Source organism: Halalkalibacillus halophilus DSM 18494, assembly GCF_000423105.1.
Lineage (GTDB): Bacteria > Bacillota > Bacilli > Bacillales > Alkalibacillaceae > Halalkalibacillus > Halalkalibacillus halophilus.
On sequence record NZ_KE383978.1, the window covers coordinates 134855 to 158891 of the forward strand.

A 24037-nucleotide genomic window follows, 5' to 3' on the forward strand; every position below is an offset into this window, starting at 1 on the left:
TTGAATATCCGAATAAGAAGTACAGGTTAGCCGAAACGCCCTGTGATATAGTCTTCTGTTCGCTGATCGGATGGGTTAGAGAATAAGGTTTCTGTATCGTTATATTCCACCACTTCGCCATTTAGGAAAAACGCTGTCTTGTCAGAGATACGTGCTGCTTGTTGCATGTTGTGTGTGACAATGATGATGCTATATTTTTTCTTAAGCTCTTGGACAAGCTCTTCCACTTTAGAGGTGGAAATTGGATCAAGAGCAGAGGTTGGTTCATCCATTAAAATTACTTCTGGTTCGATTGCTAAACAACGAGCGATACATACACGCTGTTGTTGTCCACCAGATAAGCCATACGCGTTCTCTTTTAAGCGGTCTTTTACTTCATCCCAAATAAAAGCATCTCGTAAGCTTTTTTCTACGATTTCGTCTAATACTTTTTTGTTTTTAATTCCATGGATTCTAGGTCCATAAGCGATATTGTCATATACAGATTTCGGGAATGGATTAGGCTTTTGAAATACCATTCCGACTTTTGTTCTTAAGTCTTCCACTTGAAAATCACGATTTAAAATATTCGTGCCATTATATTTAATGTCACCACTAGTCTTCACAATTGGAACCATTTCCACCATGCGGTTTAACGTTTTAATAAAGGTCGACTTTCCACAACCGGATGGACCGATAATAGCGGTGATCTTCTTTTCCGGTATTTGTAAATTAATGTTCTTTAATGCTTGTGTGTTCCCGTACCACAGATTTAAATCGTTTGTTTCAAAAATAGAATTATGGCTTTCAGTGGATTGACTTTGTGCTTCATAGACTGTGTTATCTTTTCGTTCGTTTAATATTGTGTTCATCCCCAAACACCCCTTTTAAAATCTTTGTTGGTACTTGTTTCGTATAATAATTGCTGTTGAATTCAAAATGAATAACAGTAGTAATAAAATAATGATCGTAGCGGCTGCTAAATTCGCGTATTCGCTTGTTAACGATGCATCTAGTGTCCAGTAATAAATTTGCATTGGTAAAGCTGTGAAGCGGTCGGTTAATCCTCCTGGAAATGGTATTAACAAAGCAGGGATACCGATTACTACTAGTGGAGCAGTTTCTCCAATTGCTCGAGATAATGCTAGAATTGCCCCTGTTAAAATGCTCGGGATCGCAGTTGGTAATATGATGTTTTGTACGGTTTGCCATTTTGTTGCGCCCATGCCATAGGAAGCTTCGCTTAGAAACCCTGGGACTGCTCGTAATGCTTCCTGAGAAGCTACTATAATAATAGGAAGTACTAATAGTGACATAGTTAAGCCACCAGCAAGAACTGTGCTTCCCATTTCCATCAATCTAACGAATAAGGTTAAACCGAGAATCCCATAAACAATAGAAGGGACCCCTGCTAGGTTAGCAATGTTGGTTTGGATCAGCTCTTGAAGCTTGCCTTTTTTCGCATATAATTCAAGGTAAATCGCTGCTCCTATACCAATAGCCAAGGTAACTATGATCACTACAAGCATGAGCCATAAGGTACCTAGGATTGCTCCCATGATGCCGGCGTTTTCAAAATTAGTTGAAAGCGTACCAGTTAAGAAGTTCCAATCAATCCAAGCAATCCCTTGATACAAGACGCGAAAGATTAATATTGCGAGAACGATTAACCCAAAGAGTGTAGAACCGAGAAATAGTTTCCGCATCATCTTATTTGTTGTGACACGGCGTTTCATACGTTTTTCAACTTGTGCTTGATCCATGTAATTCATATTAGTATTCCTCCCTAAACTTGCGTGAAATATAGCGGGCAAGTAGGTTCATGCATAGTGTCATCACGAATAATGTCATGGCAACAGCATAGATACTGTAGTAAATAGTAGTACCTGCAGCGGCGTCTCCACTAGAAACCTCAACAATGAATGCTGTCATGGTTTGCATGGATTCGGTTACATCAAACCCAACATTCTTCGAGCTTCCACTTGCGATCGTAACAATCATTGTCTCTCCAATTGCTCTAGATATGGCCAGCACAAAGGAGGCAATAATTCCAGAAATGGCGGCGGGGATGATCACTTTAAATGTCACTTCAAGCTTCGTTGCGCCTAAAGCTAGTGCTCCTTCACGCATTGAGTTTGGTACGCTGTTCATTGCATCCTCAGATAAAGAAGCTACCATTGGTATAATCATAATTCCCATCACAATACCTGGGCTTAATATGTTCGTAGCTTCAACACTTGGCCAGACAGCTCGTATAATCGGTGTGACAAAGGTGAAAGCGAAAAAGCCATAGACAATCGTCGGTATACCTGCTAAAACTTCTAGCATGGGTTTTAACTTTTTTCGTAAACGCTCACTTGCATATTCGCTCAAATATATGGCGGCCATTATGCCAATAGGACCCGCTACTAATATGGCAATTAAGGTCGATAATAGCGTTCCATTGATTAACGGCAAGATTCCAAACTCAGGATTCTGACTAAGAGGTCGTAAGGTTGTGCCTGTAAAGAAATCCACAAATGATACACGTTGGAAGAATTCGATTGTTTCAGAGAATAATGTGTAAATGATCCCGACAGTTGTAAATACAGATACGAAAGCAAAAACAAATAGAATTCCTGGTATAATTTTGCCCATGACATGTACCAAGCTTTTTGAAGATCGCTTCTCGTTAATCAATTGTCGAACAGAGTGGGTAGAAAGCTGCTCTGACTTGGAATTGCTGGTCATATGGACACCTCCAATCAAAAAAATAAGGGGGATGAGAGGAAATCCCTCTCATCCATTGTTATTATTGAATATTTTCTATTTCGGATTTAATTTCATCTGCTTCTTCATCAGGGATAGGAGCAAATCCGGTTTCTCCTGCGAAATCATTTACTGCATCCATAACATACGTCGCGTAGTCTAAAACTGCTTCGTTCTCACTTGCATGGTTTACATTTAAATAAGTGAACACTGGACGAGTGAAGTTTGCATAATCTCCATCTTCTGCGATCGTGTCTAGAGATGGTTCAACTGGTCCGTCGCCAAAGTCAATGTTTACAGCTTTTACTTGCTCTTGGTTGTTATCGTAGTAGCCAAAGCCGAAAAATCCGATTCCATTGACATCTTCAGATACTAAAGTTACTAGTGTAGAATATTCTTGCTGTAGGTTTACATCTTCTTTTAAGTCTTGTTCTTCTAAAATTACTTCATAAAAGAATTCATATGTTCCGTGGTTTTCATTAGGTCCATACGTGTTAATCTTTTCATCAGGCCAATCAGAGTTGATGTCTGACCAGTTTTCTATATCACTATCTGCTAAGAAAATGTCGATAATATCTTCTTCCGTCATTTCGGTTGCCCAGTCGTTATCCGGGTGAATGACCATTGTTAGTCCATCTAACGCTACTTTCATTTCTTGAATATCGATTCCTAACTCTTCTGCCTTTTCAAGTTCTTCGTCTTTTATTTCACGTGAAGCGTTGTTAAAGTTCGTACCATTTTCAGCTAAAAATCTTTCAAAACCAGCACTTGTACCTGCACGACTAACTTCTACAGAAACACCTTGTTGTTCATTAACCATGTACTCTTCAGCTAATCTTGCCATAAGCGGGTAAACAGTTCCGGAGCCGTCAATGATGACGCTACCTTCAAGGTCTTCGTTTTCAGAAGTGGTTTCTTCGTCTTCAGAAGAACTTTCTTCATTACTGCTTTCGTCCGTTGTTTCCTCGTCAGCTGCACTGCTATCTTCGCCTTCATCATCACCACATGCTGCTAGGAACATGAGTAACACTAAACTGAGCAATACTAAAATCGATCCGAACTTTTTCACTTAAAACTCCCCCTTGGTAGGTTTTCAAATTTGATTACACTCTCATCATAAAGTGCAGCTAGGCGTATGTCTGTAAAGCTAACGTAAAGATATCGTTAAGAAATTGTAAATTGCTTATATGGCAAGGGTTAAAGGGGGATGTTAAAAAGAAAAACGACGCACAATTTGTCGTCGTTTGAAGTGTTTAAGTGTTATAGGTTCATATTTTTCTATATTTTTTCTTCTTCTGTTTCCTCAGGTATTTTCTTTTGGAGGATTCCAAGAATGGTTACTGTAATGTATGGGATGACTAGTAAAACTATCAAAATAGTAAATAAAATGAACATCGGATAATGATCGGCAATCAACCCTCCGAATGCAGGTCCGATCATCCTACCACTGGTTCCTACACTATTAATAATTCCTTGGTAAAATCCTTGCCTTCCTTTAGGCGCAAGAGACGCTGCAATGGTTGGGACAGCTGGCCAGACGAACATTTCACCTAAGGTTAAAATCACCATCCCCGTTGCGAAATCGAGAAACGTTTCTGCTTGGAGTAGATACGTAAATGATAAGATGAAAATGGTGTTCCCGATTAATATTTGTATTTTAGGCGAGGTAACATAAGTCGTGACAAATTTAACAAGTGGCTGCCCGGCAATAATTAGAAAGCCATTAATCGTCCACAATATACTATACTGATTAATTTCGATTCCAAGGTCCTGTGTGTATGCCGCAATAGTAGATTGCCACTGGACATAGGCGACCCAAGCCAGGAAGAAACCAATACTTAAAACAAGAAGTGCTACAAACGATTGCTTGTTTTTAATTTTCACACCTTGGCTTAAGACAGTAGAATAGGAGCGTGTTTCTACTTTTTGATCCATTGGTTTAAAGGTAAAGAAGACTAATATGTAAAAACAAGCGAAAAGTGTTGCGTTCGCAATAAATATGTAAGAAAACGAATAGTATGCAATAAACCCGCCCATGGATGCTCCTAGTGCAACTCCCATGTTTTGTGCAACGTAAATAGCATTGAATGGCTTCCTACCACCTTCTGGCCAAATAGAAGCTGCGAGTGCGTACATAGCTGGAACAATTACTCCAGAGCCAAACCCCATCGTGATTAATAAAATGGAATAGGGAAGGAGACTGTGGAATTGTGTGAGCATAAGCGCGGAGAGGAGGGTAACACTTCCTCCTGTAAGCATCGTACGGTACCCACCGAGTCGGTCAAATAGAGTGCCCCCGACTAGATTGCCGATAATCGCTGCCCCTTGATTTAGTAGTAAAATCATTCCGGCAAATGCAAGTGTCCGCTCCAATTCGTTATGCATATAGATTGTATTTAATGGCCAAATGAACGAAGCCCCAGTAACATTTATAGCCATAGCTAGTATGAGTAATTTAATTTGTTTTGGCATGTGATCACCTTGTTTCTATGAAATAAATTTGAGTCCAACTGTCGCGGCAATGATACAGAAAATGAACAATATACGTAAACGTGAAGCGGGTTCGTTAAATAGTAGAATACCCATGATTGTCACGCCCACTGTACCGATTCCAGTCCATACAGGATAAGCAATGCTCATCGCAAGTTCTTCCATAGAAAAAGATAATAAAGTGAAGCTAAGAATGAAAGAACCTCCAAGTAATATAAAGGATGTGAAATTCCGATGTTTATGAAGGTGGTTGATGGATAACACTCCAACCATTTCAAAGATGCCAGCAAAAATAAGTGCAGTCCAGTACATTATACTTCACTCCTTTCTAGTCGTTCAGAAACTAGTTTCAATCCAATAATTCCTATTAATAAAAGGATAATGAAAACTAATTTTTCCCACTGAAATGGCACGCCGAAAAACAAGATTTCTATTACTACGGTTCCTGCAGCGCCAATCCCAACAAATACGGCATAAGCTGTTCCAACAGGTAAGATTTTGGAAGCCATGATTAATAAATAAAAGCTAATAATGATCGCAAGCGAAGTTGCAATCCATTCTGGAAAGGTAGAAGCATGCTTCAAACCCACTACCCATAAAATTTCAAAAAATGCTCCAACGAACACTTTAATCCAAGCAAGTTGCATTTTCTCATCTCCTTTTATCCATAAAAAAATCCGCGAAATGAAGTGCATTCATCTCCCGGGCTTTTGTCCCTCCGTGTCACAGGAATCCTGTGTGTTTTCTCTCGGACCTGACCAAACAGAAATTTGCGGAACCCTAGAAAACATTTCTTATGAAATTAATAATAGTTTATCACGCAATCGTCGAAAATCCAACTAGACATTTTACACATGGAAGTGATATGTGTGGTAAAATGCTTAAAGTATTAGTTTGTAAAAGGTAGCGGGGGAGAAGCATTGAAACAACTACGATTATTTAGTGAGATAATAGTAAACCACCGTTTATTCCAACCATTTATTATTGCGTTAATCATTGTAAATTCAGTGATCGTGGGTATGGAAAGCTACCGTGGGCTTTATGAAGCTTACGGGGATTGGTTTATCCGGATAGATACAATTATTTTAACCATATTTACAATAGAGATTTTATTGAAATTATTAGCATCCCGTCCGATGTATCACTTTTTTAAAGACGGATGGAACGTATTTGATTTCTTAATTGTTGCAGCAAGTTTTATTTTCATGGGATCACCATTCGTGACCGTATTACGTATATTGCGTGTGTTACGTGTCTTCCGTACGATCTCAATGATTCCTTCCTTACGAAAAATGGTCAACGCATTAATTCTTACGTTGCCATCATTAGGAACGATTATGATCCTTTTAGGGATTATGTTTTACGTATTCAGTGTGATGGGAACGTTTTTGTTCCGCGATGTTGCACCAGAATACTTTGGCAATATCCAACTAACCATGTTGACGCTTTTCCAAATCATCACGTTAGAATCATGGGCAAGTAATATTATGCGACCAGTACTAGCAGAATTGTGGTGGTCATGGATTTACTTTATCGCCTTCGTGTTATCAGGAACATTTGTCGTCTTAAACCTATTTGTCGGTGTCATCGTAAATAACTTTGAGAAAATCGAGAAGATGGAAAACATGGACGAAGAAAATCCTGATGAATTAGAAGATGAAGTGAAGTTACTTCGTAAAGAGATACGTGAATTGAAAGAGATTATGCGAGAGAAATAAGGAAGCCAGCCGCTGTTAATAAATTGCGGCTGGCTTTTATATTGTGAAGTTTTACCTTAATGAGTAGAACATTTTCGAAAATGAGTAGAACAATCTCAATAACGAGTAGAACATTTTCCATAAAGAGTAGAACAATCTCAATAATGAGTAGAACATCTCCTCAAATGTAACTATTCTAGTGCTGTTGGGTGTTCGTTACGGTTTGATAACTATTCAATAGCTCAGTCATTGTTTGATCGTCAAACTGAGGCACTTGGTAATAATTTTTCTCATTTTGATAAAGGAATGTTTCATATGCCATTTCACATAAGTTAGGCACACTGTCTTGGAACACGCGGCGCATCACCGGGTTGGTAGTCTCAAGTGCAGCTGTTGTACATGCCGTTGCACAAGCTTTTAGATGGCCAAGCATAAAGCTCGAGTAGCACTGATCATCTAGTTGTTGTGGGTTTTGTTTCGGTTGTTGCGGTTGACTAGGTGTGAGACCGTATGTGACGTCATTCGCGGTTTCCATGTTATAGACAGAAGTTGTCTGTGGTGGTCGCTGGCCTGTTTGGTAAGCTTGCACCATAGTGTTGTACAGGTTGCTTAAGTATTCATACTGATTGGTCATAATGCCTTGTAGTTGTTGGCATTGAACATTTTGTTCGTATAATTTGTAGTGTTCCATTGCTCCGATGAGTGTTCCAATTGTTTCATGTGCGTCGAAAATTTCATGAGCACCATGACTTTTTTCCGTTGGTAAACTTTCGGATTGTTTTAGTTGATCGTTTGGGTTTTGATTTTGATGTTGCATATTCATCCTCCTTTAATTTGACTACGCTACTAGCATGGCAACTTTATGGAAAAATATGCACGGTTGATTTAATAAAATAATTAGTGATTTGGAAATAGAGGTTTACCGAGGAGAAATCAAACTTATAAATAAGTAGAGTTATGTACGAAACTTGAGAAGTATTCACTAAACTCAAAAGATATGTTCGAACATTTCTAGTTAACGTCTAAAATGTCCAAGTTAAGCGCTAAACTCGAGGAGATATGCTCCATTGTCAGGACTTAACGACGAAACTCGCCTGATATGCACAAAACTCATATTAACAATTTCAAACACAAAAAAAGCACACCAACCTTTTCAAAAAGTTGGTGTGCTTGCATCGGTTAATCTAATGCATGTTTTAAATCTTCTACTAAATCTTCTGCATCTTCAATTCCTACTGAAATACGAATTAATCCATCCGAGATACCTAACTCTAGTCGGCGGTCGTGAGGGATCGATGCGTGTGTCATACGAGCTGGCACGGAAATTAAGCTTTCCACTGCTCCTAAGCTTTCTGCTAAAGTAAAGTAGCGAACTTTGCTCAATACTTCATCTGCCTTTTCCGCTGAACCAACATCGAAGGAAACCATAGCTCCGAAACCATTCGATTGCTTTTGAGCGACATCATGCCCGGCATGACTACTAATCCCAGGATAGAATACTTTTTCTACTGTAGGGTGTTGTTGCAACAATTCAATTACGGATTTCGTGTTTTCTTCGTGCTCTTCCATACGAATTCCTAGGGTTTTCATCCCGCGCATCAGTAACCATGAGTCTTGTGGTCCTAAGATGGCACCAGAAGAGTTTTGAATAAAGTGTAAGTCTTCTCCAAGTTGGTCATTATTTACGACAACTAATCCGGCTACGACATCACTGTGACCACCTAAGTATTTCGTGGCACTGTGCAAGACAATGTCTGCACCGTGGTCAATCGGGTTTTGGAAATAAGGTGTTGTAAATGTATTATCCACAATCAGCAATAAATCATTTGCTTTAGCTACGTCAGCTGTTGCTTGAATATCTGTTACTTTTAGAAGGGGATTCGTCGGTGTTTCCACAAAAATAGCGCGCGTATTATCTTGAATCGCCGCTTTTGTTTCTTCTACATTACTTGTATCAACAAAAGTAGAGCTAATTCCAAGTCGATTCAACACACTAGTCATCACGCGGTACGTTCCACCATATACATCATCTGTAAATACGACGTGATCGCCACTATTAAATAACATCATTGTGGACGTGATTGCTGCCATTCCTGATCCAAAAGCAAATCCACGCACGCCATTTTCCACATCTTTAATTAATTCTTCTAATGCATGGCGTGTCGGATTTCCGGTACGGGAGTATTCATACCCCTGTCGCAGGCCGCCGATCCCATCTTGTTTATACGTACTAACTTGATATATCGGTGTGGAAACTGCACCCGTTTGCTCGTCACCAACAATGCCGCCATGAATCATTTGAGTTTTTTTACGCATAAATTATTCCCATCCTTCATATACATTTTGACTTAAGTAACGCTCGCTACTATCAGGGAAGACGGTCACGATATGGCTTCCAGGCTTAGCGACTTTCGCTTCATTTAAGGCTGCTTGAAAGGCTGCGCCAGAAGAACTGGCCACTAATAACCCTTCTTTTTGAGCGATATATTTCATTTGCTTAAAAGCAGTTTCATCGGAAATCGTGTGGATCCCATCAAAATAATTCGTATCCATATAAAAAGGTAAGAACTCCATGCCAATGCCTTCTGTTGCATGTGGCCCAGCAGCTCCCCCGTTTAGAATCGATCCTTCTGGTTCCACGATTACCGTTTTAATATTAGTATTTTGTTCTTTAAAGTATTTAGCACTACCCATGAAAGTTCCACCAGTACCTGCTCCAGCTACAAATACATCGATTTCCCCGTTTAAATCTTCATAAATTTCTGGTGCTAACGTTTTATAATACGTATTTGGATTCGCCTCATTATTAAATTGAGCAGGGGAGAAGGCGTTTTCCATCGATGCTTGTAATTCTTCTGACTTATCGATTGCACCTTTCATACCAAGCTCGGTTGGTGTGTTTACCACTTCAGCACCCAATGCCCGCATTAACGTTTGCTTTTCCATACTGAATTTTTGAGGAACGACAAATATGACACGAAAACCTTGGTTTACAGCCGCCAAAGCAAGCCCAATCCCAGTATTTCCTGCGGTTGGCTCGATGATCGTACCGCCTGGAGACAGTTGACCGCTAGATAGTGCATCTTCTAAAAGCTCCACACCTAGACGATCCTTCACACTACCGCCAGGGTTCATAAATTCTAGCTTCGCAAATAGTCGACATCCATTAGGAATGTCGACATTTGTTAGTTCCATTAAAGGCGTTTTGCCAATTAAATCTTGCACACGTGTTACATAGCCCATCTTACTGTTCCTCACCGAAAACATCATGCCATTCATCTTTGTGTTCTAGCATTTCTCGTGCGATTTCTTTTGCACCCTCTAAGCTATGATTGGCAGCCCAACCACATTGTACTTCATTACAAGCAGGAACTTCATCAGCTGCTAATACGTCTTGAAGTGTTTTTTCTAACGCTTCTGCAACTTCATCATAATTATCATGGTTTAAAACTGCTAAATAGAATCCAGTTTGGCATCCCATAGGTCCAATATCTATGACGTTTTCCATATGGTTTCGAATGTTTTCTGCCATGAGGTGTTCTATTGAGTGTAATCCGTCCATTTTCATGTGTGCTTTATTAGGTTGTTTGAAACGAATATCATACTTATGAATGGTATCTCCGTTCGCTCCTTCAGTAATCCCTACTAAGCGTACATAAGGTGCTTTTACTTTTGTGTGATCGAGATTAAAGCTTTCTACGTTCATTTTCTTCGCCATAAATAAATTCCCCTTTCAAAATTCTTCTTACTATCATGATAACGTAATTATATTTTTTTAGCATGAATGAGCCATACAAAGTCATTTAATTGTTCAAATTCTACTTTGAATCCATTTTCCTCTAATAATTCCTGCATCACTGGAAGAGTTGTGTAGTACTCACGCTCTAAATCCTCAGCAAGATCGTGAAACCCTTGTAGTTTCGCTTCTTCAATGATCTCATCATACGCCGACTGATCCAAAAACATCGTATCTGCAAAGACAATTTGCCCATTTTCATTTAAAAATCTATAGTAACTAGCAAATGCTTCCCCTTTTTCTTCATCTGTCAAATGGTGAAAAGCGTAGGAACTAACGATTGTTTCTGCCCCTGCTACTTGAGGATAATTCATAAAATCTCCATCATGAACAGTAATCATAGGGAATCTAAATTGTGCTTTCTTTCGCATGCTTGTATTGGGTTCAATAGGAATAACATTTTGTGTGTTTGATAGTAATTTTTCCGTTAAATTACCTGTTCCACATCCAAATTCTAGTGTTACTCCAGTAGCGAGTGTAGCTACTCTTTCTAATATATAATCATAACGTGCAAACACACGCTTATATTGCTCATTTTCTCCATGCACCGTGTCGTCATACGTGTCTGCCCACGTATCAAAAATATGCATAAATTCACGACCCATGCGGACTCACCTCTAATATTAAGTTTTCCTACCTATTTAGTAAGGATTAAGGTTATTATATCATGTTTGGTCTTGTCACGGCAAAAAAAATAGCCCATTTTTTATAAAATGGGCTATTGCCTACTAAGGTTATTTAAACGCGATTTGCGTATGCATTTACTGAGCCAACGTATTGATTTAATTCAAACCCCTGCTGAATCGCTTTGGAGATGAATTTTTTTGCTAACTTCATTGCTTCATTTGGATCTTTTCCTTGAGCAGTATAAGCAGCAATTGCAGAAGCAAACGTGCACCCAGCTCCATGCGTGTAATTTGTTTTGACAATATCATTTTCAAAAGTAACGAATTCTTCTCCGTCATAATACACGTCAATTGCTCGTTGTTCGTCCACGTCAGGCCCACCTTTAACAATGACATGTTTTGCACCTAAGTCATGAATACGTTTTGCAGCTTCTTTCATCTCTTCCACACTAGATATAAGAGGCATTTCCGCCAACTGACTTGCCTCAAAAAGGTTAGGAGTTGTAATATAAGCTTTTGGTACCAACACTTCACGCAGCGCCTTAGCGTTTTCAGGGTGAAGAGGTTCATCCTGTCCTTTACAAGCTAAAACCGGATCGACAACTGCTTTTAAATCATACTTTTCAATCGTGTCAGCTGCAAAATGAATAATCTCTTCTGTTGGAAGCATTCCCGTTTTCATCAAATCAACACCAACACCATCTAAGATCGTTTTGACTTGTGCTTTAACTGTAGATGTTTCCATCGGATAAACTTCATGCGCCCAATCTTTCTCAGGATTTTGCGCAACAATCGTTGTTAAAGCTGTCATGCCATAAACACCGATTTCTTGATATGCTTTCAAGTCGGCCTGGATTCCAGCGCCGCCACTTGTATCTGAACCTGCTAATACAAATATCTTTTTCATGATAAACCCTCACTTTCAATTTCCATTCCAACGTCTATTTTAACCTTGAGTCCATTTTAGAAGCAAATGTGAAAGTCTAGTAGGTCGACTTGGAATTCAAGGTTGCTTTCGATTGATTTTGTTCCTCTTTGTATTTCGTATAAAGTAATGCTAGACCGCACAGTAGTAATAGAATACTAGTCACATAGAAGACAGAAGCGATTCCAAAATAACCAGCAACGACACCACCCATGACAGGTCCAATCACATTTCCTAAAAATCTCAGACTTGTATTATACCCGAGAATTTCCCCTTGAATAGCAATCGGTGCCACTTGTCGCATGTAAGCCATTCGGATAGGGATAATACCTCCAAGTGTGACTCCGAGTAGAAATCTTAGGATGACAAGCTGCCACACATTAGTGACGAGTGCGCCAGGGAAGTAGACCACTGCTGCTAGTATTAACAGGAGGATCAAAATTTTATCATAACCAACCCTGTCGGCAATCATCCCCCACCTCCGAGTCATTAAGAGATTACCAAGTCCCGTAATGGAAAAGGCAATACCCGAGATCAGAGCAAGGTTGGCGGGACCGTTCAATTCACTAACGTAGAGTGCTAGAATCGGTTGCACAGCAAAGTGAGCTACTTGAATGAACATCGACACGATAATGACCATTAAAAGCATTGGTCTAGTAATGATATGTTGTAGCACTTCACGTTTCGAATAATGTTCCTTGTCGCTCTTTTCTCCATCTAAACGGTATTCTTTTAAGCCTAACAAGACAAATAGTCCTGCTAGAAAAAGTGCGACAGAAGTGTATTGGAACGTTTCCGCAAATCCAATCCAGTCAGCAAGTACACCACCTAATAACGGTCCCATTAGTGTTCCAGTAACTGTTCCCGTTTGAAGCGTTCCTAATACTCGTCCGGATATTCCTTTAGGTGTTTGCGTAGAGACCAGTGCTTGGGAAGTGGAAATGAACCCCGCGAAGATCCCCATTACTAAACGCAAAAGGAATAGTTGAATAACGGAGGTAACAAACCCCATTAAAAAGACGGATAAAGCTAAGCCAAAGCCCATCATCACAAGGATAGGCTTTCGCCCAAATTTATCACCGATTCTTCCCCAAATAGGTGAGAAGACAAAAGCAGTTAGGAACGTAATCGCAAATGTCCAACCTGCCCAGTTTCGTACATATGTTTCTGAAAAATCACCGAATGTCTCTATGTACAAAGACAAAAACGGCATTACCATTGTCATGCTGCCCGCAATAAAAAAATTGGCGAACCACATGATCGCCAAATTCCGCTTCGCAAGTTTTTCTTGATCCACAATGACCCTTCTTTCTAATCTTTCGCTTATCGTTTATTTCGTTAGTCTAAATATATCAAATTTTAGTAGAATTGTCGAATGGACTGTTTGATAGGGAGGGGAGAGGTTTTGGAAGAAGATGAGGGAATTCTAAGATGAGCGCCATTGCTAGATTTGTGGATATATGACGAGTTTTCTTGATATATTAGGACTTTTATGGATAAATCAATGACTTTCGTGGATAAGTAGTGGGTATTTCTGAATATAATAAATTTCTCGTGGATAAGGGGTGAGTTTTCTGGATATCTAAAGACTTTTCTGGATATCACGCTTCGCAAGTTTTATACGAATTCTCACTATCATGCAGTTGATCTCATAAAAAAGCGCAACCTCACAACTGAGGTCACGCTCGACAATTATACTCTAGATAATACGCGTGGTTTCACTGCTAAACGTTCAGAGAAACTACAATCCGTACCGAAAATTTCATTTGGAGTTCCTAGGTCAGCAATTTCTCCGCTACGTAAGACGACAATTCGATCAGCCAGCGCTTGAGAATCGTCCTGGTCGTGCGTTACGAAGATCGAAGTAACACCAGTAGATTTTAGAATGCGACGGAGCTCTTCACGAATTCTAATTTGTAAGTCGGCATCTAAATTACTGAATGGTTCATCAAATAGTAAGAGCTTAGGTTTCGGAGCCAATGCTCTAGCTAAGGCGACACGTTGCTGTTGTCCACCACTTAATTCGAAAGGGTAACGTTTTCTGTAATCTTGTAAATTAACAAGTTCTAAAACTTCTAAGACGCGCTGTTTCTTCTCTTTACGTGACCACTTCTGTAAACCGAATTTAATATTTTCTTCTACAGTCATATGTGGAAAGAGGGCATAATCTTGAAACACCATTCCAACCCCGCGTTTTTCCGGTTGGGTGAAGGTAGAATTACTACACATACAGTGATCGCCTACCATAATATTTCCGCTTGTTGGCATCTCAAGTCCTGCGATGAGACGAAGAATTGTACTTTTTCCACTCCCAGATTCACCAAGGATCGAAATAATTTCTCCTTGATCAATGGTCAGGTTGAAATCTTTAATTGTTTGTTCGTCAGCACCTTGGTAATTAAATGCTAAGTTACGTATATGAATGAACATATCACATTACTCCTTTTCTAAAACGTGATGGAAGACGTAGATCGCAATTCCACTAACCACAACGATAAAAATCGAAGGGATTGCTGCTTGATGAATCATTTCATCTGAAGCATATTGAAAGGCTTTTGTCGCCAATGTATCAAAATTGAATGGTCTTAATATTAAAGTTAACGGCAATTCCTTCATAATATCGATGAAGGCTAAAATAAACCCTCCGAAGATCGCTCCACGGATTAACTTCATATCGACTTTGAAAAATGACTTCGTAACACTCATGCCTAGCATACGCGAAGCTTCTGTGAAATTCGTTCCAATTCGGTCAAAGCCTGACTCAATGGAATTGTATGCTACAGCAAGGTATCGAATGACATAGGCAAAGACAAGCATGAAAATACTTGTACTCATAATTAAAGTTGGTTCTAAACCGAGCCATTCATAAAATCCGAATAATTGACGGTCTACTGACGTGAAGAGTGTAACCACCCCAACAGCAATAACCGCACCAGGTATAGAATAACCTATAATCGTTACTTTTGGAAAGGTTTTTGCTAACATTCCTCGGTTCAATCTAGCAAAATTACTAATAATAATCGCCATGACAACAATGATTGTGGAAGCAATGAATGCAACGGAGACGGAATTAATAATGAGCCCCAAGAATTCTGTTGCAAAAAACTGCTCGTATGTGTAAAAAGCCCATTGTAAAAGCTGGATAATGGGAATAATAAACGCGATTAAAAAGATGAACATACAATAACTAAAAGCAAGCCATTTCTGACGGCCCTTTAATTGAACGGGTTGCAGTAATTTTACTTTAGTTGTTGTGAAGCTGAATCGTTTACGACCACGCATGACTCTTTCTAAAATTAATAACCCTACCACAATAATCATTAGAGTTCCTGAAAGTTTAACCGCAGACTGTAAATCCCCCATGCCGAACCATGTTTGGAAAATGGCTGTCGTGAACGTCTGAATGCCGTAATATTTTACAACCCCGTAGTCATTTAATACTTCTAAAATAACTAAGCTAACTCCTGCTACAATGGCTGCCCGCGAGATCGGTAACACGACTTGAAAATAAATTCGCCAAGAACTACTTCCTAAAATCCGAGCATTTTCAATCAAGCCAGTAGATTGTCTCGCCAAGTATGCTTTCGTAATTGTGAAAACATAAGGGAAGAGGAAAAGGGTGAAAATAAATATCGCACCCGGCATATTCATAATGTTGAAATAATCCTGATTCACCGTTACGTCAAACTGATTTCGTAAAGTAGTTTGAATGGTACCTGTGTAGTTTAAAATTCCATGATACGTATATGCACCTATATAAGGAGGGATCGCCAAAGGTAAAATTAATCCCCACTGAAAGAATTTTCGCATTGGAAAATCATAAGCTGAAATAATCCAAGCTAAACTTGTTCCAATCATAAGGGTAAAAAACCCCACGAATACAATCAGGATTAGCGTGTTCTGTATATAGCTTTGAAGCATATATTCGCGAATATGCAACCAATTTTCATTTGGCTCTGAGAAAAACTGAACGAGAATAGACAAGTTCGGTAAAATAACGAACGATACGATCAAAATACTAAGGATCGTCCAGCCATTCATCGTTGTTTTTAATGATCGATACCACTTCAAAAAGACACGTCCTTTAATCCTACTAAGCAATCCTTCTCATCATACTACATAAAACGGCACTATTAAATGATAGAGGCCGCTCCTGAATCAGAAGCGGCTATAAGTTTTGAAGTTTGTTCACATATTTAGTTACATTACAATTTATTGCCAGCCGACTTCGTTAAACATTCTGACAGCGTCTGCATTGTTTTCACCAAGAATGGATAGATTGATATCTTGCTCTTCAAAATCTCCCCACTCTTGTAAAACGTCTGCAGGTTCTACGTTTTCATTTACCGGATACTCGTAATTTGCACTTGCAAATTGATCTTGTACACCTTCTCCAGATAAGTACTCGATTAATTCCACTGCATTGTCTACATTATTAGAATGTCTTGCTAATCCGATTCCTGAAACATTGATATGTGTTCCTGTTGTTTCTTGGTTAGGGAAAAATATTTCTAACTGTTCAGCTACGTTTACTTCTTCCTCATCAGCTGAGTTAAGCATACCGCCTAAGTAATACGTATTAAGAATCGCTACGTCACCTTCACCAGCAACCACGGCGCTCGCTTGGTCACGATCTCCCCCTTGAGGAGTACGCGCTAAATTCTGTACAATTCCCTCTGCCCACATTCTAGAAATGTCTTCTCCATAAATTTCAATGAAGGAAGCTAATAAAGATTGATTGTAGACATTTTCTGAAGAACGGATCAATACACGATCTTCCCATTCAGGATCTGCTAAAGCTTCGTAAGTAGAAAGCTCTTCTTCATCTACGCGGTCTGGATGATACGCAATAATACGAGCGCGTTTCGTTAAACCAACCCACTGGCTATCAACGTCACGCAATTTTTCTGGTACATTTTCCATCACGGTATCACTTTCAATTGCTTGTAGTAATTCTTGCTCTTTCGCACGGTGTAAACGTCCAGCATCTGCAGTAAAGAATAGGTCTGCTTCCGAAGCTTCTCCTTCACGCTCCATGCGTTCTATTAATTCATCTGCACTGCCGTTAATGATGTTAACTTCAATGCCTGTTTCTTCTGTGAATTCAGCGTAAATTTCGTCGTCTAGATCGTAGTGACGACTTGTGTATATGTTGACTTCTTCCTCTTCATCATTTCCTTCTCCATCACTTTCGTCCTCACTATTGTTACAAGCAGCAAGAACTAGTCCAGCTATAAGAATAATGAAAGCAAGAAGTGTAAATCTTGATTTAAGCATGTAAGTACCCCTTTTCTATTTATGTTTAATTGAGAATAATTATCAATCACACTCACTATTTTACTGATAATGATTCTCAAGTCAATTGTTTTTTGAAATTTTATTTAAAAATAAATCCTCTTCCACATAAAAAACACTCGCCTTTTAAGACGAGTGTCAGCAGGGGTTTATTCAAAATCAAATAGGTCTCCAGACAGATAGCGTTCTCCAGAATCTGGCGCAATTGCTATAATCACTTCGCCAGGTTGCTTGCGTTTGGCTACTTCAATCGCAGCATAACAAGAAGCACCAGCTGATGTTCCGACTAGAATCCCTTCTTTACGCGCTAACTTTCTTGTAATGTCATATGCTTGATCATCTTCGACCTGAAGGATTTCGTTATAAATCTCTTGGTTTAAAATATCTGGAATGAAACCTGGGCTTGTGCCGACAAGCTTGTGCTTACCAGGCTTTCCTCCAGATAGTACAGGGGATCCAGCTGGTTCAACGACATGAATTGTCATATCGGGATAAGCTTTTTTCAATTCCTCACCAGTACCGGTAATTGTCCCACCTGTTCCAGCCGTAGCAACAAATGCAGCTAATGGTTTATTGATCGAATCCATCGCTTCTTTAATTTCTTTAGCAGTTGTGAAGCGGTGAGCATCCGCGTTTGCGTGATTTTCAAATTGCATCGGCATAAAACTATTTGGTACTTCTTTGATCAGTTCTTTTGCCCGGGCAATTGCACCCGGCATTTTATCATCTCCAGGTGTTAGTTCCACTTTTGCACCATAAGCTTTCAAAAGATTGATGCGTTCCTTCGTCATCGTATCTGGCATAACTAAAATTGCTTGATACCCTCTGGCGGCAGCATTCATCGCAAGACCAATACCAGTGTTGCCGCTTGTTGGTTCTATAATGGTCGAACCAGGCTTAAGTTCACCAGCTTTTTCTGCTTCTACCATCATGTTATAGGCAGCGCGGTCTTTGACACTACCACTTGGATTATAAGCTTCTAATTTCAAATAGATATCTGCACCATTTTCAGGGCTTAATTTATTCAACTTCACTAATGGCGTATCACCAATTAGATCAGCTATATTATCTACAATGCGCATTTTAACACTTCCTTCGTTAGCATCTATTTCTTAGTTTACCAATAGGAATTGCAATCATTCAACGCTTTCGCTCTAACTTTATTGTAAATGAAGACATATAGCTGTCGTATCATCATTGCGGTAGAGATTTTCAGCTAAGTTACCTAAGAAGTTATAGACTTCATGAAAATCATCTGGAATTTCTCCATCCTTGATTTCATCGTACAATCCGTCTGTCATTAAGTGAAGAGAATCTCCGCGTTTTAACTGCAACTCATGTTCATCAAACATCACATCTTCTGAGAGCCCAATTAATCCACCCGGAGCTTTCTCAAGCGTCGTTTTACCATCCTTTGTTACCGCAAAATAATTAATTCCAGCAGCAACATAGCGAACTTCACCAGTAGTCAAATCAATATCAGCACAAAAAGCTGTAGCGAAATAAGAAGCAGGGAAGATCGGAATACACGCTTCATTTACCCATTCTACTTTTTCTTTTACCGACATGTTTCTTCTAGCAACTTGATTGAATAGCAGTTTAATTGTACTGGTCTGAAGAGCCGTTGCAACCCCATGCCCCATGACATCAATAAGATAAACGAATAGAGAATTCGATTGTTCATCATACTCATATCCATAGCTGTCGCCACTTACGTAGTTGCTTGCTCGGTGTAAAAATTTCATTTCATACGCGCGATTTTCTACATTACTTTGTAGCATCTCTTTTTGCAGTCTACCAGCATACTCCACGTCTTTTTGAAGTTGCAAGTTCAGTCGGATATCTTTACCAATTGCAACGATACCTTCAGGGTCGCCGTCATTGTTATAAACAGAGAGAAACTTCCATTCAAAAGGGATGTACTCCTTATCCTTAGTGATTAAGGCAGCTTCTTTTTCTAGACCACCTTGTTCTAATACCTGTTGAAGGGTGGAAGAGAAGTTTGGAATTTGAATGTAATCGCCCAATGAGTTGCTCATTACTTCAAACTCATGAAAATTAGTGAATTCAAACATACGAATATTCGTCTTACGAATGTTGCCATCAAGGTCCAACATAACGATTAACTCAGGAAGAGAATTAAATAAATGGTCCTGTTCGAAAACTTCCTGTATCAAGTGTTGTTCCACTGCTTTTCTTTTCGTAATATCTTGTTGCACGCCTATGAAGTATTGAACTTCTCCGTCCGATTCATAAACGGGATTAATACGTAGTTCATTCCAGAAGGTCTGACCACTTTTCGTATAGTTTAAAATTTCAGTATGAATGGCTTCTTTATGATTAATCGCATTCCGAATGTGATCAACCGTCTCAGAGTTTGTAAGACTTCCTTGGAGAAACTTACAATTTTGACCGACCGATTCATCGAACGTATAGCCAGTTAATTCGGTAAAAGCTTGATTGACATACAAAATAGGATCACCTGGCTGCGTCGCGTCTGTGATGACAATCGAAGAAGAAGAATTTTCAATGCCTGCACTTAAGTAAGTGTTCTTCTTCACTAGCTCTTGGATGCGTGTTTGATTTTCAGACAAACGCTGTACTTTTTGCTTGATTTCCAGTTCCGACATGACCCAGTTAGCGAATTTATTAAGATTAGCCAAGTCATCTTCTGAAAACGTACGGGGATTATTATTAATAATACAAATGGAACCTAAAATAAATCCGTCACTCAATTTTAAGGGCACTCCAGCATAAAAACCAATCGTACCGTCAAGGACCAGGGGATTGTTCTTAAAACGATCATCTTTCGTAGCATCTTCGACAATCATAGGTTCCTTATGTACTAATAAATGTTGACAAAAAGAGACTTCCCGCTCTGTAAACCCATCCTCAGCTATAGTGTCTGGAGCACCAATACAAGATTTGAGCCACTGCCGATCAGCATCAACAAAAGAAATGAGAGACATATCAGCGTTAAATAGATTTTTCGCTAAAGAAGTAATGTCATCAAAATTTTGTTCCTTTTCATCTAAATTTATATTAATACTATGAAGTGCACGTAGACGTTCGATTTCTTGTTCCATATCATCGTAAACTATCCCGTCATCCTGTAGCTTTTCACGCCACTTTTTCTCTATAGGATCCATGTTATTCCCCCCTTAAAATAAATCTTTACTTTAGATTTTATCATAGGTTCTAAATTTTCGGGGAATTTATGCTAAGATTGAGTAGAAAGGTGGTACATTTGAGATGACTGAACATGATAAGAATAGGATTCATACGGACTTCAGGGAGAAAATGACATATGGTGATTATTTAGATTTGGATTCCATTTTAAATAGTCAAAACCGTTTATCTGACCACCATGATGAAATGCTGTTTATTATTATTCATCAAGTGAGTGAATTATGGATGAAATTAACATTGCATGAGTTGTGGGCTGCAGTAGATTCAATCAAGGAAGAAAAGTACCAACCCGCATTCAAAATGTTAGCGCGAGTATCGAATATACAAAACCAAATCATCAAGGCATGGGACGTCTTAGCAACGATGACACCAAGTGAATATTTAGGTTTTCGAGACTCTTTAGGAAATGCTTCTGGCTTTCAATCCTACCAATATCGTATGGTGGAGTTTGCTTTAGGATATAAAACCCCACATGTGCTGAAAATATACGAGAAGGACCCAGAATTGCAGGCGAAATTAAAAGAAGCATATGAAGCACCAGGATTATACGATGTGGCCATTCAAGCACTGCATAATGAAGGATTTGCGATTGATGAAAGTGTAATCGATCGCGATGTGACCAAAACATACGAAGCAAATGAAAGCGTCGAACAAGCATGGACCGAAGTATATCAAGACACCGATCGCTACTGGGACTTATACCAACTAGCCGAAAAATTAGTTGATATTGAAGACTGGATGCAACAATGGCGTTTCCGTCATATGAAGACGGTTGAGCGAATTATCGGCCATAAGAAGGGGACAGGAGGATCATCAGGAGTAGGTTACTTGAAGCAAGTATTGGACCATTATTTCTTCCCAGAATTGTGGAACGTGCGCACGAAATTATAATCAATTATCATAAGGAAAGCGTTTGTTCTTTTAGAACAAACGCTTTTTTTTGATTCAGGTTGAGCCAATTGCCCGTCAGAGAGAGTCAATCGCTCGTCAGGAAGTCCAATCGCCCGTCAGAGAGGTCCAATCGCCCGTTAGCGAGAGTCAATCGCTCGTCAGGAGGTCCAATCGCCCGTTAGCGAGAGCCAATAGCTCGTCAGGAGGTCCAATCGCCCGTCAGCGAGCGCCAATCAACCGTCAGGAAGTCCAATCACCCGTTAGCGAGAGCCAATCAACCGTCAGGAGGTCCAATCGCCCGTTAGCGAGCGCCAATCAACCGTCAGGAAGTTCAATCAACCGTCAGTAGGCGCCAATCTTCCGTTAGAAAGCTCAATCAACCGTCAACGAGCGCCAATCAACTGTTAGCACGATCCAATCAACCGTCAGCACCTCCCATCGCTTAAAGTTCGATGCTAAGAGTCTTCCAAATTATAAATCCTCTAAAATAGCTCGCACCGGACTTCCATCCGCCCCTTCAATATTTAAGGGGAGGGCTGTCAATCGGTATCTTCCTGGTTCGATTTCGTTTAATTTTAATCCTTCTAAAATGTGGACGTTATTCGCTTCAAAGGCATGGTGGGTACTTAATGTTTTGCTATCGAGTGGGTCGACGGATGGCAGGTCGACCCCAAGTAGTTCAATCCCGTTTTCACGAAAAAAATCGCCTAATTCGTCATCTATTACGGGGAATGTTTCCGGAAATACGTGATCATCTTTCCAAGCGTTCGTTTTCAAGATTACTCGTTTTACTTCAGATAAATCTTCGTCCGCAAAGTCATTCACATTAATAATCTCCTTAGTAGAAACATCTACTACAAGTGCTTCACCAACAAACACGTGAAGTGGCAGTTGTTCGATTGTCATGCCGTGTTCGTTGAAGTGGTACGGCGAGTCGACATGTGTCGCGGTGTGGCAGCTTGTTGAAATCTGTCCTACATTTACTGAACCAGTTTCTTCTTTTGACCAAGTTAGCTCGTAGGAAAAAGGTGTGTCCCCTGGCCAAGTTGGCGTACGCCCATTTAACTTTCTAGAAATATCATAAATCATATTTATAAATCCTCCTTAAGCTATAACGCCGCGTTCATTTTTGTAATTTTTATAGAGTTCTTCTTTCATTATTTTTTCCATGACTTCGACAGTGTGGAAAACATCCGTATAAGTGACATAAAACGCAACTGGTGCTAAACGAATCACGTTTGGTGCGCGGAAATCTGGGATGATTTGATGTGCTTTTAAGGATTTACATATACGTGCAGCATCCGGGTGCTCTAAACATACATGGCCACCACGACGCTCGTCATCTAGTGGATTACCAATCTCGAACCCGTAATCTTCTAATTTTTCCTTTACCAAAAACATAAGAAAAGCCGTTGCTTGAAGTGACTTCTCCCTAATCTGATCAATTCCAGCTTCCTCAAATAAATCCATCGATCCAATCAATGGTGCAACACTTAAGACATGCGGCGTTCCAATTTGAAACGCTCCAGCATCCTCCGCAGGGGTAAAGGTATGCTCCATGTCAAATTGTTTTTGTTTATCAGATCCAAACCAACCTGTTAATCCGGGGGTGCGCTCAAAATGTTTTTCGTGGACAAATAAGCCCGCAACGCCGCCTGGACCGCTGTTTACATATTTATAGTGACACCAATACGCAAAATCAACGCCATGTTCATGAAACTCGTGTGGAATAGCACCAACGGAATGACACCCGTCGAACCCGATTAAAATTCCACGTTCATGCGCTGCAGTTGTTAATTTCTCCACATCTAATAACTGACCACTGCGGTATAAAACGGTAGGAAGGACGATTAATGCAATTTCATCTGTCATTGCCGCGATGAGGTCATCTTCACTAATTGTCCTACCATCCCGGCTTTTTACCTGGACAAGATGCTCTTCTGGGTCGTATCCGTGTAACTTTAATTGACTTTGTAACGCATAAATATCAGATGGGAAATTTAATTCATCTGCTAAAATTTTCGTGCGTGTTCCGGAAGGCTTGTAAAACGTACTTACTAATTGATGTAAGTTAGTCGTCGTCGAGCCTGTCACTACAACTTCTTCTTTTTTTCCACCGACAAGTCCAGCTACCCTTGCTCCGAGGTTTTCAGCCATGTAAAACCAAGGATGTTCCCCGCCAGTCCATCCATCAATTCCTAATGTGCGCCAAGCGTCCGTTACTTGATGTAAAGTCTTTTCCGCTCGTTTGGACATTAAACCAAGGGAGTTTCCATCTAAATAAATTTGCTCCTCATTTATATAAAATTCCTGTTTAAATTTCTTTAATGGGTCTTGTTGATCTAATTTTTCTGCGAAGGCTTTCGTTGCTTCAAACATCCTAATCCCTCCTAAGTTGATT

23 protein-coding genes and 1 riboswitch are annotated in these 24037 nt (G+C 39.7%); of the genes, 2 read left to right on the forward strand and 21 right to left on the reverse strand.

Annotated elements, in window-relative coordinates; genetic code table 11:
* Positions 1-26: 26 nt before the first annotated feature.
* The 7 genes from pstB to G532_RS0112515 form a co-directional block, all read right to left on the reverse strand.
* The gene (gene pstB / locus G532_RS0112485; protein WP_027965091.1) at positions 27-851 is read right to left on the reverse strand and encodes a phosphate ABC transporter ATP-binding protein PstB; all 825 of its coding nucleotides are present in this window, start codon (positions 849-851) and stop codon (positions 27-29) included.
* A 15-nt stretch (positions 852-866) separates the two neighbouring features.
* Complete coding sequence (gene pstA, locus G532_RS0112490; protein WP_027965092.1) at positions 867-1751, reverse strand: phosphate ABC transporter permease PstA; 885 nt, start codon at positions 1749-1751, stop codon at positions 867-869.
* 1 nt (position 1752) lies between these two features.
* The gene (pstC, locus tag G532_RS0112495) at positions 1753-2709 is read right to left on the reverse strand and encodes a phosphate ABC transporter permease subunit PstC (protein ID WP_027965093.1); all 957 of its coding nucleotides are present in this window, start codon (positions 2707-2709) and stop codon (positions 1753-1755) included.
* Positions 2710-2770: 61 nt separating this feature from the next.
* The gene (locus G532_RS0112500) at positions 2771-3796 is read right to left on the reverse strand and encodes a PstS family phosphate ABC transporter substrate-binding protein (protein WP_027965094.1); all 1026 of its coding nucleotides are present in this window, start codon (positions 3794-3796) and stop codon (positions 2771-2773) included.
* 209 nt (positions 3797-4005) lie between these two features.
* A complete protein-coding gene (locus G532_RS0112505) occupies positions 4006-5199 on the reverse strand; it encodes an MDR family MFS transporter (RefSeq protein WP_027965095.1) in 1194 nt (397 codons plus the stop codon).
* A gap of 15 nt (positions 5200-5214) precedes the next feature.
* Entirely contained in the window at positions 5215-5529 is a 315-nt protein-coding gene (locus G532_RS0112510) for a DMT family transporter (protein ID WP_027965096.1), read from the reverse strand.
* Positions 5529-5864 carry a DMT family transporter gene (locus G532_RS0112515; RefSeq protein ID WP_027965097.1) on the reverse strand — a complete coding sequence of 112 codons (336 nt, stop codon included), beginning with the start codon at positions 5862-5864 and terminating at the stop codon, positions 5529-5531. Before G532_RS0112515 ends, G532_RS0112510 begins: the two co-directional genes overlap by 1 nt.
* A gap of 50 nt (positions 5865-5914) precedes the next feature.
* A riboswitch (guanidine-I (ykkC/yxkD leader) is annotated at positions 5915-6012 on the reverse strand.
* Positions 6013-6137: 125 nt separating this feature from the next.
* On the opposite strand from G532_RS0112515, the gene G532_RS0112520 reads away from it, so the two are divergent.
* Complete coding sequence (locus G532_RS0112520; RefSeq protein WP_027965098.1) at positions 6138-6935, forward strand: ion transporter; 798 nt, start codon at positions 6138-6140, stop codon at positions 6933-6935.
* A gap of 175 nt (positions 6936-7110) precedes the next feature.
* Here G532_RS0112520 and G532_RS0112530 read toward each other — a convergent pair whose 3' ends face one another.
* The 12 genes from G532_RS0112530 to G532_RS0112585 all read right to left on the reverse strand — a co-directional run bounded on the left by G532_RS0112530 (position 7111) and on the right by G532_RS0112585 (position 20705).
* On the reverse strand, positions 7111-7731 hold the full coding sequence (locus G532_RS0112530) for a spore coat protein (RefSeq protein ID WP_027965099.1): 621 nt from the start codon (positions 7729-7731) through the stop codon (positions 7111-7113).
* A 362-nt stretch (positions 7732-8093) separates the two neighbouring features.
* Positions 8094-9230, reverse strand: coding sequence for a bifunctional cystathionine gamma-lyase/homocysteine desulfhydrase (locus G532_RS0112535; RefSeq protein ID WP_027965100.1), 1137 nt, complete (start codon positions 9228-9230; stop codon positions 8094-8096).
* A 3-nt stretch (positions 9231-9233) separates the two neighbouring features.
* Positions 9234-10157: a PLP-dependent cysteine synthase family protein gene (locus G532_RS0112540; RefSeq protein WP_027965101.1), complete on the reverse strand. Its 924-nt coding sequence runs from the start codon at positions 10155-10157 to the stop codon at positions 9234-9236.
* A gap of 1 nt (position 10158) precedes the next feature.
* The gene (locus tag G532_RS0112545; RefSeq protein ID WP_027965102.1) at positions 10159-10632 is read right to left on the reverse strand and encodes an S-ribosylhomocysteine lyase; all 474 of its coding nucleotides are present in this window, start codon (positions 10630-10632) and stop codon (positions 10159-10161) included.
* 47 nt (positions 10633-10679) lie between these two features.
* The gene (locus G532_RS0112550) at positions 10680-11315 is read right to left on the reverse strand and encodes a class I SAM-dependent methyltransferase (RefSeq protein ID WP_027965103.1); all 636 of its coding nucleotides are present in this window, start codon (positions 11313-11315) and stop codon (positions 10680-10682) included.
* Positions 11316-11448: 133 nt separating this feature from the next.
* The gene (gene thiD / locus G532_RS0112555; RefSeq protein ID WP_027965104.1) at positions 11449-12243 is read right to left on the reverse strand and encodes a bifunctional hydroxymethylpyrimidine kinase/phosphomethylpyrimidine kinase; all 795 of its coding nucleotides are present in this window, start codon (positions 12241-12243) and stop codon (positions 11449-11451) included.
* Between the two features lie 76 nt (positions 12244-12319).
* A complete protein-coding gene (locus G532_RS0112560; RefSeq protein WP_027965105.1) occupies positions 12320-13558 on the reverse strand; it encodes an MFS transporter in 1239 nt (412 codons plus the stop codon).
* A 395-nt stretch (positions 13559-13953) separates the two neighbouring features.
* A complete protein-coding gene (locus tag G532_RS0112565; protein ID WP_027965106.1) occupies positions 13954-14691 on the reverse strand; it encodes an ABC transporter ATP-binding protein in 738 nt (245 codons plus the stop codon).
* A 6-nt stretch (positions 14692-14697) separates the two neighbouring features.
* Positions 14698-16302: an ABC transporter permease gene (locus tag G532_RS0112570; protein ID WP_027965107.1), complete on the reverse strand. Its 1605-nt coding sequence runs from the start codon at positions 16300-16302 to the stop codon at positions 14698-14700.
* Between the two features lie 171 nt (positions 16303-16473).
* Positions 16474-17538, reverse strand: coding sequence for a Fe(3+) ABC transporter substrate-binding protein (locus G532_RS0112575; protein ID WP_027965108.1), 1065 nt, complete (start codon positions 17536-17538; stop codon positions 16474-16476).
* A gap of 167 nt (positions 17539-17705) precedes the next feature.
* Positions 17706-18638 (reverse strand): cysteine synthase A, encoded by a 933-nt coding sequence (gene cysK / locus G532_RS0112580; protein ID WP_027965109.1) that lies wholly within the window; start codon positions 18636-18638, stop codon positions 17706-17708.
* Positions 18639-18716: 78 nt separating this feature from the next.
* Positions 18717-20705: a PAS domain-containing protein gene (locus G532_RS0112585; RefSeq protein ID WP_027965110.1), complete on the reverse strand. Its 1989-nt coding sequence runs from the start codon at positions 20703-20705 to the stop codon at positions 18717-18719.
* Between the two features lie 103 nt (positions 20706-20808).
* Between G532_RS0112585 and kynA the strand changes: the two genes are divergently transcribed.
* Positions 20809-21636, forward strand: coding sequence for a tryptophan 2,3-dioxygenase (kynA, locus tag G532_RS0112590; protein ID WP_027965111.1), 828 nt, complete (start codon positions 20809-20811; stop codon positions 21634-21636).
* Between the two features lie 471 nt (positions 21637-22107).
* Here kynA and kynB read toward each other — a convergent pair whose 3' ends face one another.
* Together kynB and kynU are read right to left on the reverse strand one after the other, a co-directional pair.
* Positions 22108-22725, reverse strand: a complete 618-nt coding sequence (gene kynB / locus G532_RS0112595) for an arylformamidase (protein ID WP_035513024.1) — start codon at positions 22723-22725, stop codon at positions 22108-22110.
* 15 nt (positions 22726-22740) lie between these two features.
* Positions 22741-24015 (reverse strand): kynureninase, encoded by a 1275-nt coding sequence (gene kynU / locus G532_RS0112600; RefSeq protein WP_027965113.1) that lies wholly within the window; start codon positions 24013-24015, stop codon positions 22741-22743.
* Positions 24016-24037 lie beyond the last annotated feature (22 nt).

What these genes read in the sequence shown, in the direction of transcription:
- G532_RS0112570 (WP_027965107.1), bottom strand. Translation starts at nt 16,302, where the DNA reads ATGAATGGCTGGACGATCCTTAGTATTTTGATCGTATCGTTCGTTATT.
- pstA (WP_027965092.1), bottom strand. Translation starts at nt 1,751, where the DNA reads ATGAATTACATGGATCAAGCACAAGTTGAAAAACGTATGAAACGCCGT.
- G532_RS0112510 (WP_027965096.1), bottom strand. Translation starts at nt 5,529, where the DNA reads ATGTACTGGACTGCACTTATTTTTGCTGGCATCTTTGAAATGGTTGGA.
- kynA (WP_027965111.1), top strand. Translation starts at nt 20,809, where the DNA reads ATGACTGAACATGATAAGAATAGGATTCATACGGACTTCAGGGAGAAA.
- kynB (WP_035513024.1), bottom strand. Translation starts at nt 22,725, where the DNA reads ATGATTTATGATATTTCTAGAAAGTTAAATGGGCGTACGCCAACTTGG.
- thiD (WP_027965104.1), bottom strand. Translation starts at nt 12,243, where the DNA reads ATGAAAAAGATATTTGTATTAGCAGGTTCAGATACAAGTGGCGGCGCT.
- G532_RS0112585 (WP_027965110.1), bottom strand. Translation starts at nt 20,705, where the DNA reads ATGGATCCTATAGAGAAAAAGTGGCGTGAAAAGCTACAGGATGACGGG.
- G532_RS0112530 (WP_027965099.1), bottom strand. Translation starts at nt 7,731, where the DNA reads ATGCAACATCAAAATCAAAACCCAAACGATCAACTAAAACAATCCGAA.
- kynU (WP_027965113.1), bottom strand. Translation starts at nt 24,015, where the DNA reads ATGTTTGAAGCAACGAAAGCCTTCGCAGAAAAATTAGATCAACAAGAC.
- G532_RS0112515 (WP_027965097.1), bottom strand. Translation starts at nt 5,864, where the DNA reads ATGCAACTTGCTTGGATTAAAGTGTTCGTTGGAGCATTTTTTGAAATT.
- G532_RS0112505 (WP_027965095.1), bottom strand. Translation starts at nt 5,199, where the DNA reads ATGCCAAAACAAATTAAATTACTCATACTAGCTATGGCTATAAATGTT.
- G532_RS0112550 (WP_027965103.1), bottom strand. Translation starts at nt 11,315, where the DNA reads ATGGGTCGTGAATTTATGCATATTTTTGATACGTGGGCAGACACGTAT.
- G532_RS0112565 (WP_027965106.1), bottom strand. Translation starts at nt 14,691, where the DNA reads ATGTTCATTCATATACGTAACTTAGCATTTAATTACCAAGGTGCTGAC.
- G532_RS0112575 (WP_027965108.1), bottom strand. Translation starts at nt 17,538, where the DNA reads ATGCTTAAATCAAGATTTACACTTCTTGCTTTCATTATTCTTATAGCT.
- pstB (WP_027965091.1), bottom strand. Translation starts at nt 851, where the DNA reads ATGAACACAATATTAAACGAACGAAAAGATAACACAGTCTATGAAGCA.
- G532_RS0112545 (WP_027965102.1), bottom strand. Translation starts at nt 10,632, where the DNA reads ATGGCGAAGAAAATGAACGTAGAAAGCTTTAATCTCGATCACACAAAA.
- G532_RS0112535 (WP_027965100.1), bottom strand. Translation starts at nt 9,230, where the DNA reads ATGCGTAAAAAAACTCAAATGATTCATGGCGGCATTGTTGGTGACGAG.
- G532_RS0112540 (WP_027965101.1), bottom strand. Translation starts at nt 10,157, where the DNA reads ATGGGCTATGTAACACGTGTGCAAGATTTAATTGGCAAAACGCCTTTA.
- pstC (WP_027965093.1), bottom strand. Translation starts at nt 2,709, where the DNA reads ATGACCAGCAATTCCAAGTCAGAGCAGCTTTCTACCCACTCTGTTCGA.
- cysK (WP_027965109.1), bottom strand. Translation starts at nt 18,638, where the DNA reads ATGCGCATTGTAGATAATATAGCTGATCTAATTGGTGATACGCCATTA.